The sequence below is a fragment of the Microlunatus panaciterrae genome (assembly GCF_016907535.1).
In the GTDB taxonomy this organism is placed as follows: Bacteria; Actinomycetota; Actinomycetes; order Propionibacteriales; family Propionibacteriaceae; genus Microlunatus; species Microlunatus panaciterrae.
Genome location: NZ_JAFBCF010000001.1, coordinates 3,388,589 through 3,408,211 on the forward strand (window position 1 = coordinate 3,388,589; position 19,623 = coordinate 3,408,211).

Sequence of the window (19,623 nt, forward strand, 5' to 3'; positions counted from 1 at the left end):
GTTGTCTTGGCTCGCGGCCCTACTGCTCATTCTGGCCCTGGTGGCCGGCTGCACAGCCAGCCCGACCGCCCCCGGCCCGACCAGTGCCGGCCCGACCACTGCCGGCCCGACCGGGACAGCGCGAGGCTCTGCACTGCTCTTGGCGCAGCAGGCCGCGGACGCGATCGGCGGCGCCGTGCTGTCGGCCGACCGGGACACCTTCACCCGCTGGCTCTCCCGGGCCGACCCGGGTTTCACCCCCACCGCGGCGATGCTCTACGACAATCTCACCGGGCTCGGCCTGCTGTCCTTCGACATCACCCTCACCGGCCAGCAGCGCCCGCTGTCGGCGCGCCGGCAGCAGCTGCTGGGCGGCGGCGCCTGGGTGGCCGAGGCGCTGGTCGATTGGCGGCTGCAGGGTGACCGGTCACCGGCGGAGCACATCGTCTGGCTCACCTTCCGCGGCGAGCAGGGCCGTCAGCTGTTGGCCGGCAGCACCGACGGCGACCGCACGACCGCTCAACCGCTGTGGTGCTGCGAGCCGGTGCATGCAGCCCGGCGGGGGCATGCCACCGTGATCGGCAGCACCGGCGTCGCCCTCGGGCCCTGGCTCGCCAGGGCGGACCGGGCGGCCCTCGCCGTCGCTCGCCAGCTCGGCGGAACTCCTCGCCTGGTGATCGAGGTCCCGGGCAGCCAGCGCGCACTGGAGCGGATGGTGGCCGCGACCCCCGGCAGCTACCGCCAGATAGCCGCTCTGACCTGGCCGGACGGCACGAAGGCTGCCTCCGCTCCGTTGCGCATCATCGTCAACCCGGCCCAGAGCGACCGGCTCGGTGAGTTGGCGGTGGCCGTCCTCCTCGCCCACGAGGCCACCCATGTGATCCTCGCCTCGCCGAGCTCGCCGTCCCCGCTCTGGGTGGTCGAGGGCTACGCCGACTTCGTGGCCTACCGCGCCTACCCGCAGGCCAGCCACGCCGCGGCCGCCGGGTTCCTGGCCGACACCCGCAGCCACGGCGCGCCGCGGGCGCTGCCCGGCGACGAACAGTTCTCCCCGCAGGCGCAGGATCTGGACCTCAGCTACGCCGAGGCCTGGTTCGCCGTCAGCTACCTGGCCCACCTCACGTCGCCGGCCGTTGCGCGGGACTTCTACGACCAGCTGCAGCGGCGCTACGGCGGGGACCTGTCCCGGGCGATGCCGGCCCTGCTCGGGGTCAGCCTGGCCGACTTCACCTCCGGCTGGCGTCGCTACGTCCAGCACCAGGCGGCCGGCCGATGACCGGGACCTTGATCGTCACCAACGACTTCCCGCCGCGGATCGGCGGCATCGAGTCGTTCGTCCTGCAGCTGGCTCGGCTGCTTGCTGAGCGGCCGGAAGACCGGGTGACAGTGCTGACCTCCCGGGTCCCGGGTGCCGACGCCCTCGACAGCACGCTGCCGTTCACGGTGGTGCGCCGGCACCGACTGCTGCTGCCCACCCCGCTAGTGGCAATGGAGGCGCGCCGGTTGCTGGTCAGCACCGGCTCCACCAGGGTGGTCTTCGGCGCCGCCGCGCCGCTGAGCCTGCTCGCACCAACGCTCCGCGCAGCCGGGGCCGTCCGGCTGCTGGCCGTGAGCCATGGCCACGAGACCTGGTGGGCGGCGCTACCCGGTGCCCGACGGCTGCTCCGCCAAATGGCCGATGGGGTCGACCACCTGTCCGCCATCTCCGACTACACCGCCAGCCGGATCGCCCCTGCGCTGTCGCCGGCCGCCCGCGCCAGGATGATCAGACTGGCCCCACCGGTCGACCCGGCAGCGTTCGCACCGGCCGCCGCGGGTCGGCCACCCGGCGACCGGCCGCGCTGCATCGCCGTCGGAAGGTTCGTTGCACAGAAGGGATTCTCGACGCTGCTCGACGCCTGGTCGCTGTTGTTGAGTAGGCGCCATTGGCCGACCCCACCGGAGCTGGTGCTCGTCGGTGACGGTCCGGACCGGGGCAGGTTGGAGACCCAGGTGACCGAACGGAACCTGACGTCGACGGTTCGGTTCACCGGCTCACTGCCGCACCCGCAGATCGTGCACCAGCTCCAGCAGGCCGACGTGTTCGCGCTGCCGGTTCGGACGCGGCTGGCCGGGCTCAACCCCGAGGGGCTCGGACTGGCCTTCGTCGAGGCGGCCGCCTGTGGGCTGCCGGTGGTGGTCGGCGACTCCGGCGGTGCCGCCGAGACGCTGCGACACGGCGAGACCGGCTACCTGGTCGACCCGCACGACCCGTACGCCATCGCCGCCAGACTCGACCGGCTGCTCGCCGAACCCGAGCTGGCCCGCCGGATGGGCGCTGCCGGCCGGGCACTCGTGCTCGACCGGTTCGGCATCGACCGGGCCCGAGCCACCCTGTTCGACGCTCTCGACCTGCCTCCAGCAGACTGACCTGATGGAGTCCGAAACCTACATCGCCGCCGATCCGGCTCTGATCGCCGAGCGGCTGCGCGCCCGGGTGGGCGAATGGAGCCCCGGCCTGGTGCTGCGACCGTACGAGGACCGGGGTGCCGAAGGTGTCCGGGCCGTGGTCAGCGGGGAGCTGGTGGGCAGCTGCGAGTGGTGGGTACAGGCCGTCGGTCGCGGTGCGGTGGTGCACTGGTGGCTGCGGGCTCAGCCCACGGTCGCCGGAACTGACACCGAGCCGCGGATCCCGCGTGGTCCGTTCGCCGCCCTGTGGCGTCGGCGGGAACGACTGCTGCTCGCCGCCTACGGGCGCCGCTGGCGACGGCTGCTGTTCAGCCTGAAGGACGAGCTGGAGGTACGTTCCCGCGATGCCGATAGTGTTCTGAGCAGGCGACCATCGCGAAAGGCGGGCACAGTGGCGGACCAGACCCAGTCCAGTATCGATATTGCGGCGACACCCAGCGAGATCATGGCGGTCATCTCCGACTTCGACTCCTACCCGCAGTGGGTGGACTCGATGAAGAGCGCGGAGGTGCTGACCTCCGAGGGCGGCAAGGCGAAGACGGTGCGGATGGTCCTCGATCACGCTCTGGTGAAGGACGACTACGTTCTCGAGTACAGCTGGGCAACCGACGCAGTCAGCTGGAAGCTGGTCAAGGGCACCCTCCTGAAGACCATGGACGGGTCGTATCTGCTGACCCCGAAGGGCGGCACCACCACCGTCACGTACACCTTGAAGGTGGACGTGAACATGCCGATGATCGGGATGTTCAGGCGCAAGGCCGAGAAGACGATCATCGACGGTGCTCTGAAGGGCCTGAAGAAGCGGGTCGAAGGCTGACCGTGACCGAGCTGCTCAGTATCGGTGTCGACATCGGTGGCACCAAGGTCGCCGCCGGGGTGGTGGACGAGCAGGGCAACATCCTGGCCCGGCAGCGGAAGCTGACCCCGTCGCGCAGTCCACGGGCGGTGGAGGACACCATCGTCGACGTGGTCACGGACCTGCGCCGAGAGTTCCGGGTGGAGTCGATCGGGATCGGGGCCGCCGGCTGGGTGGACACCCACCAGGCGGTGGTGGCGTTCTCGCCCCACCTGGCCTGGCGGCAGGAGCCGCTGCGGGACCGGCTCAACGAGCGACTCGACCTGCCGCTGATCGTCGACAACGACGCCAACGCCGCCGCCTGGGCCGAGTACAAGTTCGGCGCCGGGATCGGCTCGGCGGTGATGGTCTGTGTCACGCTGGGTACCGGAATCGGCGGGGCGCTGGTCATCAACGGACAGCTGTTCCGCGGCCGCTACGGGATGGCGGGCGAGTGGGGCCACATGATCACCGTCCCGGGCGGTCACCGCTGCGAGTGCGGCAACCGCGGCTGCTGGGAGCAGTACGCGTCGGGCAACGCGTTGGTCCGGGAGGCCCGCGAGATGGCGTTGGCGAACTCTCCGGTCGCGGCCAGGCTGCTGGAGATGGCCGGCGGCAAGGTGGAGAACATCACCGGGCCGGCCATCACGGCAGCGGCGATCCAGGGTGAGCCGACGGCGACCGAGCTGCTGGCCGACGTGGGTGGCTGGCTGGGGCAGGGGATCGCCAACCTGGCTGCCGCACTCGACCCGGACCTGGTGGTGATCGGCGGCGGGGTCAGCGATGCCGGGGACCTGTTGCTGGTGCCGGCCCAACGGTCCTTCCACCGGACACTGACCGGTCGCGGCTATCGGCCGGAGGCGCTGCTCACGCTGGCCCGATTCAAGAACGACGCCGGGTTGATCGGCGCGGCCGACCTGGCCAGGCACTCGCTGCTGGAGCCGCCGGAGACCGCCCGCGCAGGGTTCTGGCCTCGTCGCCGCAAGGGCCGCCGCCGGATCAAGGCCCGACGCGATAGTCCGTTAGTTCCGCGGCAAGCTGGTGCAAGAAAAGCCCCACGTCGGTGACAATGCCGCGGGCCTGCACCGAGCCGCGGTCGGCCAGCTTGGTCACCGTCGCCGGGTTGATGTCGACGCAGACCAGTGGGACCGATGCCGGCAGCAGGTTGCCGGTAGCGACCGAGTGCAGGGTGGTGGCCACCATCAGGCAGAAGCCGATCCCGTCCAGCCGGGCCCGCATCGCCCGCTGACCCTCCAGGACGTCGGTGAAGACATCCGGCAGCGGCCCATCGTCGCGGACTGAGCCCACCAGGACGAAGTCGTGGCCACCACGCACCAGCGCATGCATCACACCGCCGGTCAGCACGCCGGTGTCGACCGCGGCGCGGATGGAACCGGCCCGGCGGATCTGGTTGATGGCCCGGATGTGGTGCTCGTGGCCATGCTGGACGCCGCGCCCGGCGACCAGGTCAACACCGAGCGACGTCCCGTACAGTGCGGCCTCGATGTCGTGGGTAGCCAGCGCGTTGCCGGCGAACAGCACGTCGACGTAGCCGCCGTCGACCAGTGCGACCATCGCCGGCGCCGCGCCCGTGTGCACGACCGCAGGACCGCCGACCCAGAGCACCTTCTGCCCGGCCGCCCTGGTCGCCCGCATCTCGTCGGCGACCTGCCGCACCAGCAGCGCCTGCGGCTTCTCGCTCGACACCTGAGAATCCATGAAGCCGAAGCCGCGGTCGCTCTCGGACGGCTGCGGCAGCGTGACCCGGACACCCTGGGCCGAGCAGACCACCCGCATGCCGGCACGGATATCGGCCATCGGGACGGTACGGACCGTGGGGCCGGTCACCCCATCCTCGACCACCAGGCCGCAGTCCATCTCCGGCCGCTCGACGCTGACCCACCGGCCGCCCAGCCGCAGCTGGGTCTCCAGGTTGGTGGTCGAATAGAACCCGTCCGGAAAGACGCCGTCCGCATCGGCTGCGACGATCTGCGGTTCGCCGATGTCGACCAGGTTGGCGCCATGGGTCTGCAACCGCATCAGCAGTCGTTGCAGGTCGTCCGCCGTCTCGGTCGAGACCCGCACCTGTGCCCAGGACGGGTCGCCGGAGTGGTGGCCGACCTCGAACCGGGTGATGGTGAAGTCGGCGCCGTATTCGTGGATGTCGTCCAGCAACGCCGAGAACACGCCGCTGTCGATGATGTGCCCGCTGAGCTCGACGGTCTCCTCGGCGCTCACAGCACCGCCCCGTCACCCGCATCCGGGGGACGGTTGCGGGGGAGCCGGGCGACCAGGATGCCGAAACCGCCGACGAAGCCGCCCACCGCCAACCAACCGACCCAGGAGGGCGGCCGCACCCCGACCAGCACCACCAGCATGGTCAGCACGGCGTAACCCATCCCGATCCAACCGAGCAGCACCGGCCAGGCCGGACGGGTCAGCGGCGGAACCGGCTCCGGCACGAAGCTCTCGACCGGGTCCTGCTGCACCGGCTCCTTCGACTTCGCCGACTCGTCCGGCGTGATCGGATAGCTGAACAGCGGATGCTCGTCGGCCCAGCCCGGGTCGGGCGGGTCGTTCGCGCCGTGGACGCTCGGGCGGGGAGCGGGGGGCGCCGGTGCAGCGGGGGACGCTGTCGCGGGCTCTTCCGGTGCGGTCCTGTCGGCGATCGGCTCATCGCGCTCCGCGGTGAGGTGGTAGCCGGCGATCATCTCGGCGAAGGCGCGGTCGATCGCCTCCCGATCGTCCTCGCTGGGGCGGGGCACCGGTCAACCCTTCCCCAGCCGGTGCCGGGCATCATCGCACCGGAACATACTGCTCACGAGCGAATCGTAGACAGGCGCGCAAGTATTCTCCACCTGAGGGCACAGACGGGCCGCTGGTCGCACGATCGGCTCCGAGGGCCTAGGGTTTTGCTCGACATCAGGAGGCTCGGTTGTTGTACTGGCTGTTCAAGTGGTTCGCTGTCGCACCCGCTCTGCGGCTGGTCTGCCGACCCTGGGTGGAGGGAGCGGAGAACCTCCCTGACGAGGGCCCGGCCATCCTGGCGAGCAACCACCTGTCGGCAGGCGACACGGTGCTGCTGCCCGCGATGATCGGCCGGCGGGTGACCTTTCCGGCGAAGGCCGAGCTGTTCCACGGTCGCGGCTTCCGCGGCCGGTTGACGACCCTGTTCCTGAAGAGCATCGGCCAGAAGTCGATGGACCGCTCCGGCGGCCGGGCCAGTGCCACCAGCATGGACGGGGTGCTCGAGGTGCTCGAGGAGGGACACCTGCTCGGGATCTACCCGGAAGGCACCCGCTCTCCCGACGGCCGGCTCTACAAGGGCAAGACCGGCACCGCCAGGTTGGTGCTCAGGTCGGGCGTCCCGGTCATCCCGGTGGCGATGTTCGCCACCCAGGCCGTGCGCAGCAGGTTCTTCGGCTTCCCGATCATGCGCCGGCCCGGGATCCGGATCGGCAAGCCGCTCGACTTCACCCGCTATGCCTCCGCCGGCAGCGACCGGGACGTGCTGCGCTGGGTGACCGACGAGATCATGAACGCGATCATGGAGCTCTCCGGCCAGGAGTACGTCGACGCCTACGCCATCAGTGTCAAGACGGCCCGGGCCGAAGGGCGCGAGCTCGTTGCCGCGACCGCACCGCGACCAGGGTTCGGCCGCCCGGTTCCGCCGGTGCCGGTCACGCTGAGCTCCGGGTCGTCGAGATGAGCGAGGACCGGCTGGTCCGGGTCGACGGCGACAAGGTCGAGCTTGAGAGCGGTCAGGGCGGCGAGGGGGGCCGGGGGATCTACTGGGTGCTCAAGAACGTGCTCCTCGGACCCGGCGTACGCAAGATCTTCCGGCCGATCGAGGAGGGCGTGGAGAACGTCCCAGCGCACGGTCCGGCGATCCTGGCCAGCAACCACCTGTCCTTCGTCGACTGGCTGTTCATGCCGCTGGCCCTGGACCGCCGGGTCACCTTCGTCGCCAAGTCCGACTACTTCACCGGCGTCGGTCTGAAGGGCTGGGCGCAGAAACGCTTCTTCACCGGCACCGGTCAGGTGCCGATCGACCGTCAGGGCGGCCGCGCCAGCGAGGGCGCGCTGCGGGCCGGGCTGAAGGTGCTGGAGCGCGGTGAGCTGTTCGGCATCTACCCCGAGGGCACCCGCAGCCATGACGGCCGGCTCTACAAGGGCCGCACCGGGGTGGCGAGACTGGCGCTGGAGGCGAACGTCCCGGTGGTCCCGACGGCGGTGATCGGGACCGATGTGATCGCGCCGCCGGGCAAGATCATCAGTAAGATCATCAGCCCGACCATCCGGTTCGGCAAGCCGCTCGACTTCTCCCGCTACCAGGGGATGAGCGAGGACCGCTTCATCCTGCGTTCCATCACCGACGAGATCATGTACGCCATCATGGAGCTCTCCGGGCAGGAGTACATCGACATGTACGCACCACAGGCCAAGGAGCTGGCCGCTCGGGAGGCCGCCGCCCAGGAGGAGGCCGAGACCTCCCCGCAGGCCTGACCCGTGCTCGGCCGGTCCATCTGCTGGCTGCTGGCGGGCGTCGGAGGTCGGGCGTCTAGGCTTAGCGCGTGTCCGAGTCGTCCTACATCCCGTCACTGGCTGATCTGCATGCCCTGAAGCCGCTCCAGCAGCCGACCTACCCGGACACCGCCGCGGTCGAGCAGGTGGTCGCCAAGCTGCGTCGGTTGCCACCCCTGGTCTTCGCCGGCGAGTGCGACGAGCTGCGGGCGAAGATGGCCAGCGTTGCCGCCGGCGAGGCGTTCCTGCTGCAGGGCGGTGACTGCGCGGAGACCTTCGACGGCGTGACCGCCGACAACATCTCCGGCAAGCTCCGGGTGCTGCTGTCGATGGCGGTCGTGTTGACGTACGCCGCGCAGGTGCCGATCGTCAAGGTCGGTCGGTTGGCGGGGCAGTACACCAAGCCGCGCAGCTCCGACACCGAGACCCGCGACGGTGTCACCCTGCCCGCTTACCGTGGCGATGCGGTGAACGGCTTCGCGTTCACGCCGCAGGCGCGGGCGCACGACCCGCAACGGCTGCTGGATGTCTACAACGCGTCGGCAGCCACGCTGAACCTGAGCAGGGCGTTCCTCACCGGCGGCTTCGCGCACCTGCGCAGTGTGCACTCCTGGAACGCCGACTTCGTCAAGAACTCCGCTGCCGGGCAGCGCTACGAGCATCTGGCGTCGGAGATCGAGCGGGCGCTGGCCTTCATGGTCGCCTGCGGCATCGACGACGACGTGTTCCGCACGGTCGACTTCTACGCCAGCCACGAGGCGCTCAGCCTGGAATACGAGCAGGCCCTCACCCGGATCGACTCCCGCACCCGCCTGCCCTACGACGTGTCGGGCCACTTCCTCTGGATCGGCGAGCGCACCCGTCAGCTCGATGGCGCCCACGTCGAGCTGCTTCGGCACGTCCGCAACCCGCTCGGGGTGAAGCTGGGCCCGACCACCACCGCCGACACCGCTCTGCAGCTGGCCGACCGGCTGGACCCGGACCACGAGCCCGGCCGGATCACCTTCATCACCCGGATGGGGGCAGGCCGGGTGCGCGATGTACTGCCGGACGTGGTGAAGAAGGTCACCGACAGCGGTCGCAAGGTTGCGTGGGTCTGTGACCCGATGCATGGCAACACCTTCGAGGCGGCCAACGGCTACAAGACCCGCGCCTTCACCGATGTGATCGACGAGGTCAACGGCTTCTTCGACGTCCACGACGAGCTTGGCACCTGGCCTGGTGGTGTCCACGTCGAGCTGACCGGGGGTGACGTGACCGAGTGTGTCGGTGGCGGCGACGACCTGGTGGAGGCCGACCTGGTGAACCGCTACGAGACCCTCTGCGACCCGCGGCTGAACCGCAACCAGTCGCTGGAGCTCGCCTTCATGGTCGCCGAGCGGCTGACGGACGGCCGGATCCGGCGGGCCAACCCGGTCCAGGACTACCAGCCGATCGACTTCTGAGCAGTGACCGCGCTCCCACCCCATCCGCGTCCTGAGCCCGATCCGCGTCCTGAGCTTGTCGAAGGACCGGCTGTTGAACCCAATCCGCGTCCTGAGCTTGTCGAAGGACGCCCTTCGACAAGCTCAGGGCACGTACTGAGCTCAGGGCACGTGGAGGGCCCTTCGACAAGCTCAGGGCGCGTCATTGGCCCTTCGACAAGCTCAGGGCACGTGGTGGACCTGCGCTCGGACACGGTGACCAAGCCGACCAGCGCTATGCGGGAGGCGATGCTGGCTGCTGCGGTCGGGGACGACGTCTACGGCGAGGACCCGACGGTGCTGGAGCTGGAGCATCGGGTCGCCGGCATTCTGGGACACGAGGCCGGTCTGTTCTGCCCGACCGGCTCGATGGCCAACCTGCTGGGTGTCCGGGCCCTGGTCGAGCCGGGTGAGGAGGTGCTGTGCGACGTCCAGGCGCACATCGCCCGGGCGGAGATGGGCGCCCATGCGGCGGTGCACGGACTGACGATGCGGACGTTCCCGTCGCACCGCGGGCTGGCCGAGTTCGACCAGGTGGCCGCCATCATCTCGCCGAAGGCCGGTCCCTATCTCGTCTCGACAGCAGCCGTTGCGGTGGAGAACACCCACAACTTCGGCGGCGGGACGCTCCAGGACCTCGACCAGTTGAGGGCGATCGCCGAACTGTGCGCCGAGCACGAGCTGGGCTTCCACCTCGACGGCGCCCGGCTGTGGAACGCCGCGGTGGCCACCGGAATCCCGCTGCTGGACTACGGCCGGCTGTTCGACACCGTCAGCGTCTGCTTCTCGAAGGGCCTCGGCGCTCCGGTCGGGTCGGTGCTGGTGGCCTCGGCCGAGCGGATCGCCCGGGCCAGGGTGTGGCGCAAGCGTCTCGGCGGCGGCTGGCGGCAGGCGGGAATGCTGGCGGCGGCTGCACTGCACGCCCTTGACCGGCACGTCGACCGGCTCGCTGATGACCACGCCAACGCCCGCAGCTTCGCCGCGGCAGTGGCCGACCGTGCCCCGGCTGCGGTCGACCCCGACGCGGTGCAGACCAACATCGTGGTGATCGACACCGGCGAGCGTTCCGCCGCGGAGGTGGCCCGGGCCGCGGCCGAGCAGCAGGTGCTGGTGTCCGCGCTGGGCCCCCGGCTGGTGCGGGCCGTCACCCACCTCGGCGTCGACGCGGACGGCTGCCGCCGGGCCGGAGAGATCGTCGGCCAACTGCTCTGAGCGGTGCCGTCGTGTCGTACGGTGGGGGAATGCACCTTCAGCATCTCGGGCACGCCTGTGTCCTGGTGGAGATGGCGGGCCTGCGGATCCTGTTCGATCCCGGCAACCTGTCCGACGCCTGGCGCTCCCTGACCGACCTCGACGCCGTGCTGGTGACCCACTTGCACCCCGACCATCTCGACGACCAGCAGCTGCCTGCCCTGCTGGCCGCCAACCCGTCGGCGCGGGTGCTGGTGGAGCCGAGCATCCCCGGCCTGGTCCGGGACGGCAAGATCGCCGAGTTGGGCGCGATCACGCCGATCGCGGCTGGTGACACCGTCTCGCTCGGGCCGGTGACGATCTCTGCTGTCGGCGGCACGCACGCCGAGATCCACCGGGACATCCCCAGGATCGGCAACGTCGGCCTGCTGGTCAGTGCCGAGGGCGAACCGACCGTGTTCCACCCGGGTGACTCCTACGCGACCGCACCCGAGGGAGTCGACGTCCTGGCGATGCCCGCCTACGGGCCCTGGGCGGCGATGAAGGAGACCATCGACTTCGTCCGCGCCGTCGCAGCTCCGCACGGCTTCCCGATCCACGACGAGCTGCTCAACGACCGCGGCCGGGCACTGGTCCTGGGCCGGGTCAACGACATGACCGAGACCGCGCTCGTCGACCTGCGCGGCGGCCGGCCGCAGGCGTTCTGATGCGCGTCGTCGTCGCCGGCGGTCACGGCCAGATCGCCCGGCTGGTGCTGCAGGGGCTTGCCGAGGCGGGACATCAGGCCGTCGGTCTGATCCGCAACCCCGACCACGCGGTCGACCTGCTGCAGCTGGACGCCATCCCGGTGCTGATCGACCTGGAGCAGGTGGCCCTCGACGCCCTGGCTGCTGACCTGGTCGGGGTGGACGCGGTGGTCTTCGCCGCCGGCGCGGGACCCGGCAGCGGACCGGAGCGCAAGCTCACCGTCGACCGTGATGCCGCCGTGCTGCTGGCCGATGCCGCGGAGCGGGCGGGTGTCAACCGCTACCTGATGGTCTCGGCCCTCGGTGCCGACAGCTTCGACCCCGACTCGACCGACGTCTTCCAGATCTATCTGCGGGCCAAGAGCGAGGCGGACGCCGACCTGCGCCGACGTGACCTGGACTGGACTATCATCCGGCCGGGCGGTCTGACCGACGACCAGCCGACCGGACTGGTCACCCTGGCCGAACAGACCGGGCCCGGCAGTATCCCGCGGGCTGATGTGGCGGCGCTGGTGATCGAGGCGCTTCTGCACCGGACGGCGGTCCGGTGCCAGTTCGAGGCCATCTCCGGCGAGACACCGATCAATGAGGCGCTGGCCGCGCAGGCCGGGGCCGGGCAGTAGCGCACCGGGGCCGCCGTTCCGGTCCTACGCTGAGCGGGTGAGCGAGCCAACTGCGGTTGTGGTGGTCGGCGGGGGACCGGCCGGCCTGGCGACTGCGGCGGCGCTGGGCCGGCATGGAGTCGAGGCGCAGGTGCTGGACCGCGGCGACACGGTCGGGGAATCCTGGGCGAACCGGTACGCGCGGCTGCATCTGCACACGCCACGCGTCCAGTCGCACCTGCCGGGACTGCGCATCCCGGCCACGATGGGCCGCTGGGTCGGCCGGGACGACCTGGTCGCCTACCTGCAGCAGTATGCGGCGCACCACCGGCTGCAGGTCCGGCTCGGCGTCGACGTCCATCGCGTCGAACGGTCCGCCGGCGGTTACCGGGTGCTGACAGGGCAGGGGGAGCTGACGGCACGGAGCGTGGTGGTGGCGACCGGCTACAACCAGGAGCCGGTGCTGCCCGACTGGCCGGGAGCCTCAGAGTTCACCGGCGAGCTGCTGCATGCGGCGGCCTACCGGGACGGGTCGGTCTACCGTGGCCTGGACGTACTGGTGGTCGGTGGCGGCAACTCGGGCGCGGAGATCGCCGCCGACCTGGCCGAGCACGGTGCCCGCTCGGTGCGGTTGGCGATCCGCACACCGCCGCAGATCGTGCCACGCCAGATCGGGCCGGTGCCGACGACGCTGCTCGGCATCCTCAATGACCTGCTGCCCGCACCGGTCGTCGACCCGGTCAACCGGTTGCTGCAGCGGGTGACGGTCGGTGACCTGACCGGCTTCGGCGTGGGTCGGCCCAGCGAGGGTCTGGTCGCGCAGATGCGCCGTACGGATGTAGTGCCGACCATCGATGTCGGACTGCTGTCCCAGCTCCGGCTGGGTACGGTCCGGGTGGTGCCGGCCGTGGTCGCCCTGCACCCCGACCGGGTGCAGCTCGCGGACGGGCAGCGGGTCCGGGCCGATGTGGTGATCGCCGCAACCGGCTATCGGCGGACACTGCCCGCGTTGGTGGGCCATCTCGGGGTGCTCAGCGGTGACCGCCCGCTGGTGAAGGGCGGTCGGACCAGCCCGTGGGCACCCGACCTCTACTTCGTCGGTCTCGCCAACGCGCTGAAGGGCCTGCTGCTGCAGATCAACCTGGACGCCCGGGCCGTCGCCCGGGCGATCAGCGCCCGAGAGCGGGCGTCGGCACGCTGAGCGGCTGGGTCGCGCCCAGGTCACGCCAGACGAACTCCGGGATGCGGCCCAGGAACGAGGTGAGGAAGTCCGTCGTCTGGCTGATCAACTGGGTGTCATGCGACGCTGGGTAGGCAACCAGCAGGTTGCGGTGGAAGCAGAACCTGCCGGGCCGAGCAGCCAGCAGGAACTCCATCATCCGCGGATGAATCACGTCGTAGGCGAGCTTCCGGCTGGCTGAGATGACCGTGAACGCCTCGTTGAACGCCTGGCTCTCGAAGTCGATGTCGCGCCGCCGCCGCAGCAGGCCCTCCGGCAGGACCGACAGATCGGGCACCTGCACCGGCAGGCTCAGCGCGATGATCGGCTGCTGGTGGTGGTCGGTGACGGTGCGGGTGTGGGTGTGGCCCTCACTGTCTGTGCTGGTCTCGGTGTGCGTGGTCTGCCAGTGGTAGCGGAAGGCCGTCATCGGCACGCCGCGGACGGTGCCGCGGATCACGTCCGAGGTCCGCCGTCCGGTCCCCACGCCGAACGGGTCGATCCCGGCGAAGGCGGGGATCAGTGAGTCGTCCACCCCGACCCAGGCCCAGTCTTGGCCGTAGAAGCCGTACCCCGGCACCTTGTCCGCGATCGCGTACCCACCGAGCCGGCCCAGGTCCATCGCCGCAGCCACCCCGGCGAGCCGGTCCACGAACACGGTCAGCTCGTCCGGGTCCTTGGGCGCTCCCAACGCGACCAGTGACCGGTGGTCGATGCTGAGGTCGACCGGCCCGGTTCGGGCCCAGTCGACGAGCTGCTGGCGAGCCTGCGGGGTCAGCACCGCCGTAGCGTAGCCGGGCTCGGCCGCCCGGACGCCGAAGACAGTCCCGAAGGCCGGGTCGACCGTCACCTCCGGCCAGCGGACCCCGGTGCGGCGCGGCGTCGTCGCCCGGCTGCAGACGTACAGCTCCGGCAGGGCGAGCGGCAGGCTCACCATCGCCACCCGGTCGTCGAACGCGGGTCCACCGCCGGTGTAGGTGTACTCAAGCGACTGGAAGGCCCAGCCCGACCGGGTGCGGCCGACGATGGCGTTGTCGACCTTCCGGCTGATACCGACACCGAACGGGGGCACACCGAGCGACTGGGCGCTGGCCAGGCTGGGGGACGACTCGTAGCGCCAGCCGAGCTCGCGGATCTTCCCCTTCCAGAGCTGGCGCCGCACGGCGAAGACCACCGCTACGGCGACACCTGCGGCCACCAGCAGCACCAGGATGAGCAGGACCGTGCTGCTGTTCATGGGGAATGGGGCCTCTCCGGGGTAGCGGTCAGGTCATCGGCCGCCTCGAGAGTGGCCTCGGCCGCCCTCAGGCTGCGTCGCGGAGCCAGCTCCACCAGATACATGGCGGTCAGGATCGCCAGGCCGCCGAGCAGCATCCGCCAGCTGATCCTCTCACCACCGAGGGCCACCGCGAACGCTGCGGCCCAGACCGGCTCCATCGACATCACCACCGCAGCCCGGGTGGGCTCGATCCGGGCCTGCGCCCAGGTCTGCAGGAACATGGTCAGGGCGCCGGCGACGACGGCGAGGTAGACGATCACCAGCCAGTCGCCGCCGGACCCGGGCAGCTGGATCCGCCAGTCCCCGGGGCCGATCAGGGCGCCGACCGTGCAGACCAGGGCGATGACGACCATCTGCACCACGGTCAGGCTCATCGTCGTCTCCGGTGTGCTCCAGCGGCCCATGGCGATGATGTGCCCGGCATAGATGATGGCCGCACCGAGGGTGAGCAGCTCGCCGTAGCCGAGGGCGAAACCTTGGAGCGACAGCACGCCCAGCCCGCCGGTGGCGAGCCCGACGGCGATCCAGGTGACGGCACTGACCCGGACCCTGAAGATGAGCGCCGCCAACAGCGGGGTGGCCACGACGTAGAGACCGGTGATGAAGCCGGAGACGCTGGCCGCGGTGTGGGACAGGCCCACCGTCTGCAGGATCTGGGCGACCCCGTACAGCAGCCCGAGCCCGACACCGCGGGCCAAGGTGGCCGCGCTCATCCTCAGCTGCCGGAAGGCGACCAGCACCAGCACCAGGCTCGCGATGGCGAACCTGACCGCCAGCAGGTCGGTGACCGGGATCCGGGTGACGACGTCCTTGATCATGAAGAACGTCGAGCCCCAGGCAGCCGTCATGGCCAGAATGGCGACGAAGGCGAGATGGTTGCGCCGGGGGCTCACGGGCAGCAGGCTTTCACAGTGAATGGGGTCTCACAGGCGATGGGGCGTCACAGCAGAGGGGCGCGCTCAGACGTAGTAGAGGGTGACGGTGGAGCCCTTGGGTGCCTTGGTGCCGGACCGCGGATCGGTGTAGGCGACGAAACCGACCCCGAGGAAGTTCTGGCTGACCGGCTTCTTGGCCACCTTGAAGCCGCGGTCGGCCATCACCCGGGTGGCGGCCTGCAGCCCCATCGCGCGCACGTTCGGGACCGTCACCAGCACCGGCCCGAGCGAGCGGACCAGCGCGATGGTGTCGCCCTTCTTGCCGTTGCCCTTGTCCGGGCTCTGGCTGATCACCAGACCGGCGGCGACGCTGCCGGAATGGCGGGTGGTCTCCTTCACCGTGAAGCCGGCCTTCTTCAGCGCCTTCTGCGCGTCCGTGGCCGACTTGCCGGTGTAGTCGACGATGTCGATCGGCTTCGGTCCGCGAGAGACGGTCAGGTCGACCGGGGTCAGCTTCTTGAGCCTGGCGCCGGCCCGTTGGGAGGCCCTCAGCACATGGTCCTTGGCCGTGGTGTCATCCCAGGTCTCGGAGACCTTGCCGACCGCCAGGTTCTGCTTCTTCAGGGCGGCGAGCGCGTCGGTCCGGCTCTCACCGACCAGGTCGGGCATGGCGTACCGTTCCGGACCCTTCGACACGACCGCCGTCATCGTGGCGCCGGACTCGATCCTGCTGCCGGCAGCCGGGTCGGTGGAGATGACGCTGCCCTTGGCGACGGTCTCGCTGAACGCCTGGTGGAAGGCGATGTTGAGGCTGGACTCACGTGCCGCGGCCGCGGCCTGGTCCTGCGTCATCGCGGTCAAAGCGGGGGCGGTGGTGTAGCGGCCCTTGGTGAGGTACCAACCCGCGGTGGCAGCCAGCACCGTCAGCATCAGCACCAGGACCAGCGCGATCCAGCCGCGCCAGCGGTTGCGGCGCTGCCGGCGGTGCTGGTCCTGCAGACGGTCCGTGCCGACAGGGCTGGTCGTGGCCGGACGGCGCCGCGAGCCGGCCAAGGCGCTGACGCGTGACGGGGAGGGGGGCGACACCGGCACCCGGGTCAGCACCCGCTGGGCCGACGCGTGACCCGCGGGCCGGTCAGCCGCGGGGCCGGTGACGGTCGTGGTCGGCTCGAAGTCGACCCCCTGCGCCCTTGAGAACGGGTCGGGATCGACTGCCGCGAGCTCGTCGTCGCCGAACGCGGGCCGGTCCTGCAGCCCGAGCAGCGGGGTGGTCAGGTCCTGGGTGAGCTCCGGGTCGTCATGCAGGCCCTCCTTCAGAGCGGCCCGCACCCGGCGTACCTGCATCAGCATCACCCGCGCGTCGTGCGGCCGGGCGTCCGGGTCGCGTGCGGTCACGCAGGCCAGCAGCGCGTCGAGGTAGGGCGGGATGGTGCCAGGGGCCGCGAACTCCGACGGCGGCGGGACGTCGTTGTGGACATGGGCATAGGCGACCTGGATGGGCGTCTCCCCGGTGTGCGGCTTGCGCCCGGTGAGCAGCTCGAACAGCACCACGCCGGTGCTGTAGACGTCCGAGCGCGGCCCCGCCTTGCCGGAGATGACCAGCTCAGGTGGCAGATAGGAGACGGTGCCGATGAGCAGGCCCGCAGTGGCGGTGGAGGTCTGCGCGGTGACGGCCTTGGCCAGCCCGAAGTCGGCGACCTTGATCTGGCCCCGGTCGGAGATCAGCACGTTCTCGGGCTTGACGTCGCGGTGGACCAGCCCGGCGTCGTGGGCACAGGCCAGCGCGTTCAGCACCGGCTCGATCAGGTCCAGGGCGCGCAATGCGGAGACCGGCGCCTCGCGGCTGATCACGTCCCGCACCGTCATTCCCTCGACGTACTCCATCACGATGTACGGCCGGCCGTTGTCGCGGCCCTGGTCGAACACCGAGACCACGTTGGGGTGGGACAGCCGGGCCGCGGCGCGGGCCTCGCGGTCGAACTTGCGGGCGAACTCGGCGTCGTCACCGAGGCCGACATGCATCACCTTGACGGCGACGGTGCGGGTCAGCCGGGTGTCCACGGCCTGGTAGACGGTGGCCATGCCACCGCGGGCCAGTCGCTGGATGATCTGGTAGCGACCGTCGAGCACATGCCCCACCAGGGGGTCACCGAGGCTCGTCATTGTCACGCCTGCTCCAGACACGGTCGGGGAAGGAGGGCCGTGTGGGCCTTGTCTTGGAGTGTAGGAGCGGCTCGCCGCCTTTCCGGGCGCGGCGCGCCGGTCTCTGGACGAATAGCGACTGCCGTTCCACCTAGTCGATGCGCCCCTCGTCCGGGGAGGATGCCCGGGCATAGCGGCGCACCGGGATCCGTCCGGCCAGTCGGGCGAGCCGGCCGGCGCGCACAGCCAGCCGCATCGCCTCGGCCATCTGGACCGGGTGCTCGGCGCGGGTCACCGCAGAGGCCAGCAGCACCGCGTCGCAGCCCAGCTCCATCGCCAACGCCGCCTCCGAGGCGGTACCGATGCCGGCGTCGAGCACCACCGGCACACCGGCGGCGGCGACGATCAGCTCGATGTTGTGCGGGTTCCGGATGCCCAGCCCGGAGCCGATCGGTGCCCCGAGCGGCATCACCGCCGCGCAGCCGGCGTCCTCCAGCCGCCGAGCCAGCACCGGGTCGTCGTTGGTGTAAGGCAGCACCACGAAGCCGTCGGCCACGAGCTGCTCGGCCGCGTCGAGCAGCTCGATCGGGTCGGGCAGCAGGGTCACCTCGTCGGCGATCACCTCGAGCTTCACCCAGTCGGTCCCCAGCGCCTCGCGGGCGAGCTGGGCGACCAGCACCGCCTCGGCGCTGGTGTAGCAGCCGGCCGTGTTCGGCAGCGTCGCGATCGAGTGCCGATCGAGCAGCTCGAGCACCGAGCCGGCGGCTCTGGGGTCGATCCGGCGCATCGCGACCGTGGTCAGCTCGGTTCCGGAGGCGACCAGGGCGGCCTCGAGCACCTCCAGGCTCGGTGCGCCACCGGTGCCCATGATCAGTCGTGATCCGAACTCACGGTCGGCGATCTTGAGCGTGTCGTCAGCCACCCTGCACCGCCGTCACGATCTCGACCCGCGTTCCGGAACGCAGCTCGGTGCCGGTCAGCTGGCGGCGGGGGACGACCGCGCCGTCGACGGCGACGGCGATCCCGCGCCGCGGCTCGCCGTTCTCCACCTCAGCGCCGAGTACGTCGATCAGGGTCGCGTCGTCGCTGACGCTGCGCTCCTCGCCGTTGACGTAGATGATCATCTCTCTCGCTCCTCGAAACGGGCCAGGGTGAAACCGGCTGCGACGTCCGGCAGCGCCCCGTCCAGGACGGCGGCGGCGACCACCGATGCCGTGATCGGCGTCAGCAGCACCCCGTTGCGGTAGTGGCCGGTGGCCAGGGTCACCCCGTCGATGCCACTGGCTCCCAGGATAGGTGCGTTGTCCGGGGTCCCCGGTCGGTATCCCACCGAGGTCTCGGCCAGCGTGTACTCGGCGGTCATCGGGATCACCGCCCGGGCGTCACGGAGCAGCTCGTAGACGCCGCCGGCGGTGACCCTGGGATCGAAGCCCAGGTCCTCGACGGTCGCCCCGACCACCACCTCGTGCCCCGATTCGCGCGGCACCAGGTAGACCTCGGCCCCCTGGCTGAAGGCCCTGACGGTGAGGCCCGGCTGCGGCAGCCCGGCCGGGTCAAGTCGCAGGATCTGGCCCTTGACCGGCCGGACCGGGAGGTGGAGGGGCAGGTCCAGCTGGCCTGCCCAGGCGCCGGCCGCCACCACCACCTGATCGGTGGCGATCCCGCTGCCGTCGCTGAGCCGGACCCCGACGACGCGGTCGCCGGCGAGCTCGAGCCGGCCGACGGCGCCGTCGACCCGGCGGACGCCGGCCCGACCGGCGGCCTCGCGCAGGGCGGCCCACAGCAGCCGGTTGTCACAGCTCCAGTCGCCGCCGACCAGCAGCCCGGAGCGGATGGTAGGCGCCAGCAGCGGCTCCTGCCGCCGGCACTCGCGGCTGGTCAGCCGCTCCGACTCGAGGCCGATCCGGGTGAGGTAGTCGGCCAGCATGCCCAGCCGGGCCGCGTCGTCGGCCGTGGAGGCTACCGAGAGCGTCGGTGTCCGCCGCAGCCCGACCGGCAGGCCGCTGGCGGTCCCGACCTCGGTGGCGAAGTCGTCGAACATGCCGATCGAGGCGAGTGTCAGCCGGAGCAGCTTCTCCTCCGTGAACGTCGTCTCCGTCACCGGCGCCAGCATGCCTGCCGCAACGCGCGAGGCGGCAGCCTCGGCATCACCGGCGACGACCGTGACCCGCAGCCCGGCCTGGGCGAGGCGCCAACCGATGGAGGTGCCGATCAGTCCGCCGCCGACGATGACGACGTCGGCGGTAGGGGTCTGGGGCACCACGTCATGGTACTGAGTTGGCCGACGGACCGACCGGGGCCGCCCCACTAGGCTGGAGAG

Annotated in this window: 19 protein-coding genes; 11 read left to right on the plus strand and 8 right to left on the minus strand. The window is 70.8% G+C overall.

Annotation, left to right across the window (positions count from 1 at the left end; all coding sequences use genetic code 11):
- Position 1: 1 nt before the first annotated feature.
- The 4 genes from JOE57_RS15460 to JOE57_RS15475 are packed head-to-tail and all read left to right on the plus strand — an operon-like array spanning position 2 to position 4,329.
- On the plus strand, positions 2-1,255 hold the full coding sequence (locus JOE57_RS15460) for a gluzincin family metallopeptidase (protein WP_204919392.1): 1,254 nt from the start codon (positions 2-4) through the stop codon (positions 1,253-1,255).
- Positions 1,252-2,388 (plus strand): glycosyltransferase family 4 protein, encoded by a 1,137-nt coding sequence (locus JOE57_RS15465; protein ID WP_204919394.1) that lies wholly within the window; start codon positions 1,252-1,254, stop codon positions 2,386-2,388. The genes JOE57_RS15460 and JOE57_RS15465 overlap by 4 nt, the downstream gene beginning before the upstream one ends.
- Positions 2,389-2,392: 4 nt before the next feature.
- Positions 2,393-3,244 (plus strand): SRPBCC family protein, encoded by an 852-nt coding sequence (locus tag JOE57_RS18780; protein ID WP_239578971.1) that lies wholly within the window; start codon positions 2,393-2,395, stop codon positions 3,242-3,244.
- Between the two features lie 11 nt (positions 3,245-3,255).
- Positions 3,256-4,329: an ROK family glucokinase gene (locus JOE57_RS15475; RefSeq protein ID WP_204920503.1), complete on the plus strand. Its 1,074-nt coding sequence runs from the start codon at positions 3,256-3,258 to the stop codon at positions 4,327-4,329.
- On the opposite strand, the gene JOE57_RS15480 is transcribed toward JOE57_RS15475, so the two are convergent.
- Complete coding sequence (locus tag JOE57_RS15480) at positions 4,262-5,500, minus strand: ornithine cyclodeaminase, nickel-pincer nucleotide-dependent (RefSeq protein ID WP_204919396.1); 1,239 nt, start codon at positions 5,498-5,500, stop codon at positions 4,262-4,264. The two genes, JOE57_RS15475 and JOE57_RS15480, sit on opposite strands and share 68 nt — an antisense overlap.
- Positions 5,497-6,027 carry a hypothetical protein gene (locus tag JOE57_RS15485; protein ID WP_204919398.1) on the minus strand — a complete coding sequence of 177 codons (531 nt, stop codon included), beginning with the start codon at positions 6,025-6,027 and terminating at the stop codon, positions 5,497-5,499. The genes JOE57_RS15480 and JOE57_RS15485 overlap by 4 nt, the downstream gene beginning before the upstream one ends.
- Before the next feature lie 170 nt (positions 6,028-6,197).
- Here JOE57_RS15485 and JOE57_RS15490 point away from each other — a divergent pair, with 170 nt between their 5' ends.
- From JOE57_RS15490 to JOE57_RS15520, 7 genes are all read left to right on the plus strand, one after another.
- Positions 6,198-6,971, plus strand: a complete 774-nt coding sequence (locus tag JOE57_RS15490) for a lysophospholipid acyltransferase family protein (protein ID WP_204919400.1) — start codon at positions 6,198-6,200, stop codon at positions 6,969-6,971.
- Complete coding sequence (locus tag JOE57_RS15495) at positions 6,968-7,768, plus strand: lysophospholipid acyltransferase family protein (protein WP_204919401.1); 801 nt, start codon at positions 6,968-6,970, stop codon at positions 7,766-7,768. The genes JOE57_RS15490 and JOE57_RS15495 overlap by 4 nt, the downstream gene beginning before the upstream one ends.
- 68 nt (positions 7,769-7,836) lie before the next feature.
- Entirely contained in the window at positions 7,837-9,231 is a 1,395-nt protein-coding gene (locus JOE57_RS15500) for a class II 3-deoxy-7-phosphoheptulonate synthase (protein WP_204919403.1), read from the plus strand.
- Between the two features lie 210 nt (positions 9,232-9,441).
- Entirely contained in the window at positions 9,442-10,461 is a 1,020-nt protein-coding gene (locus JOE57_RS15505) for a GntG family PLP-dependent aldolase (protein WP_204919405.1), read from the plus strand.
- Between the two features lie 29 nt (positions 10,462-10,490).
- Positions 10,491-11,147 carry an MBL fold metallo-hydrolase gene (locus tag JOE57_RS15510; protein WP_204919407.1) on the plus strand — a complete coding sequence of 219 codons (657 nt, stop codon included), beginning with the start codon at positions 10,491-10,493 and terminating at the stop codon, positions 11,145-11,147.
- Positions 11,147-11,809, plus strand: coding sequence for an SDR family oxidoreductase (locus JOE57_RS15515; RefSeq protein WP_204919408.1), 663 nt, complete (start codon positions 11,147-11,149; stop codon positions 11,807-11,809). Before JOE57_RS15510 ends, JOE57_RS15515 begins: the two co-directional genes overlap by 1 nt.
- A 37-nt stretch (positions 11,810-11,846) precedes the next feature.
- The gene (locus JOE57_RS15520; RefSeq protein ID WP_338041336.1) at positions 11,847-12,989 is read left to right on the plus strand and encodes a flavin-containing monooxygenase; all 1,143 of its coding nucleotides are present in this window, start codon (positions 11,847-11,849) and stop codon (positions 12,987-12,989) included.
- Here JOE57_RS15520 and JOE57_RS15525 read toward each other — a convergent pair.
- The 6 genes from JOE57_RS15525 to thiO form a co-directional block, all read right to left on the minus strand.
- Complete coding sequence (locus JOE57_RS15525; RefSeq protein WP_204919412.1) at positions 12,958-14,244, minus strand: hypothetical protein; 1,287 nt, start codon at positions 14,242-14,244, stop codon at positions 12,958-12,960. The two genes, JOE57_RS15520 and JOE57_RS15525, sit on opposite strands and share 32 nt — an antisense overlap.
- The gene (locus JOE57_RS15530) at positions 14,241-15,179 is read right to left on the minus strand and encodes a DMT family transporter (RefSeq protein ID WP_338041337.1); all 939 of its coding nucleotides are present in this window, start codon (positions 15,177-15,179) and stop codon (positions 14,241-14,243) included. The genes JOE57_RS15525 and JOE57_RS15530 overlap by 4 nt, the downstream gene beginning before the upstream one ends.
- 66 nt (positions 15,180-15,245) lie before the next feature.
- A complete protein-coding gene (pknB, locus tag JOE57_RS15535) occupies positions 15,246-17,324 on the minus strand; it encodes a Stk1 family PASTA domain-containing Ser/Thr kinase (protein ID WP_204919414.1) in 2,079 nt (692 codons plus the stop codon).
- A gap of 130 nt (positions 17,325-17,454) precedes the next feature.
- A complete protein-coding gene (locus tag JOE57_RS15540) occupies positions 17,455-18,225 on the minus strand; it encodes a thiazole synthase (protein WP_204919416.1) in 771 nt (256 codons plus the stop codon).
- Positions 18,218-18,427 (minus strand): sulfur carrier protein ThiS, encoded by a 210-nt coding sequence (gene thiS, locus JOE57_RS15545; RefSeq protein ID WP_204919418.1) that lies wholly within the window; start codon positions 18,425-18,427, stop codon positions 18,218-18,220. Before thiS ends, JOE57_RS15540 begins: the two co-directional genes overlap by 8 nt.
- Entirely contained in the window at positions 18,424-19,563 is a 1,140-nt protein-coding gene (gene thiO / locus JOE57_RS15550) for a glycine oxidase ThiO (protein ID WP_204919420.1), read from the minus strand. The genes thiS and thiO overlap by 4 nt, the downstream gene beginning before the upstream one ends.
- Positions 19,564-19,623: the final 60 nt, after the last annotated feature.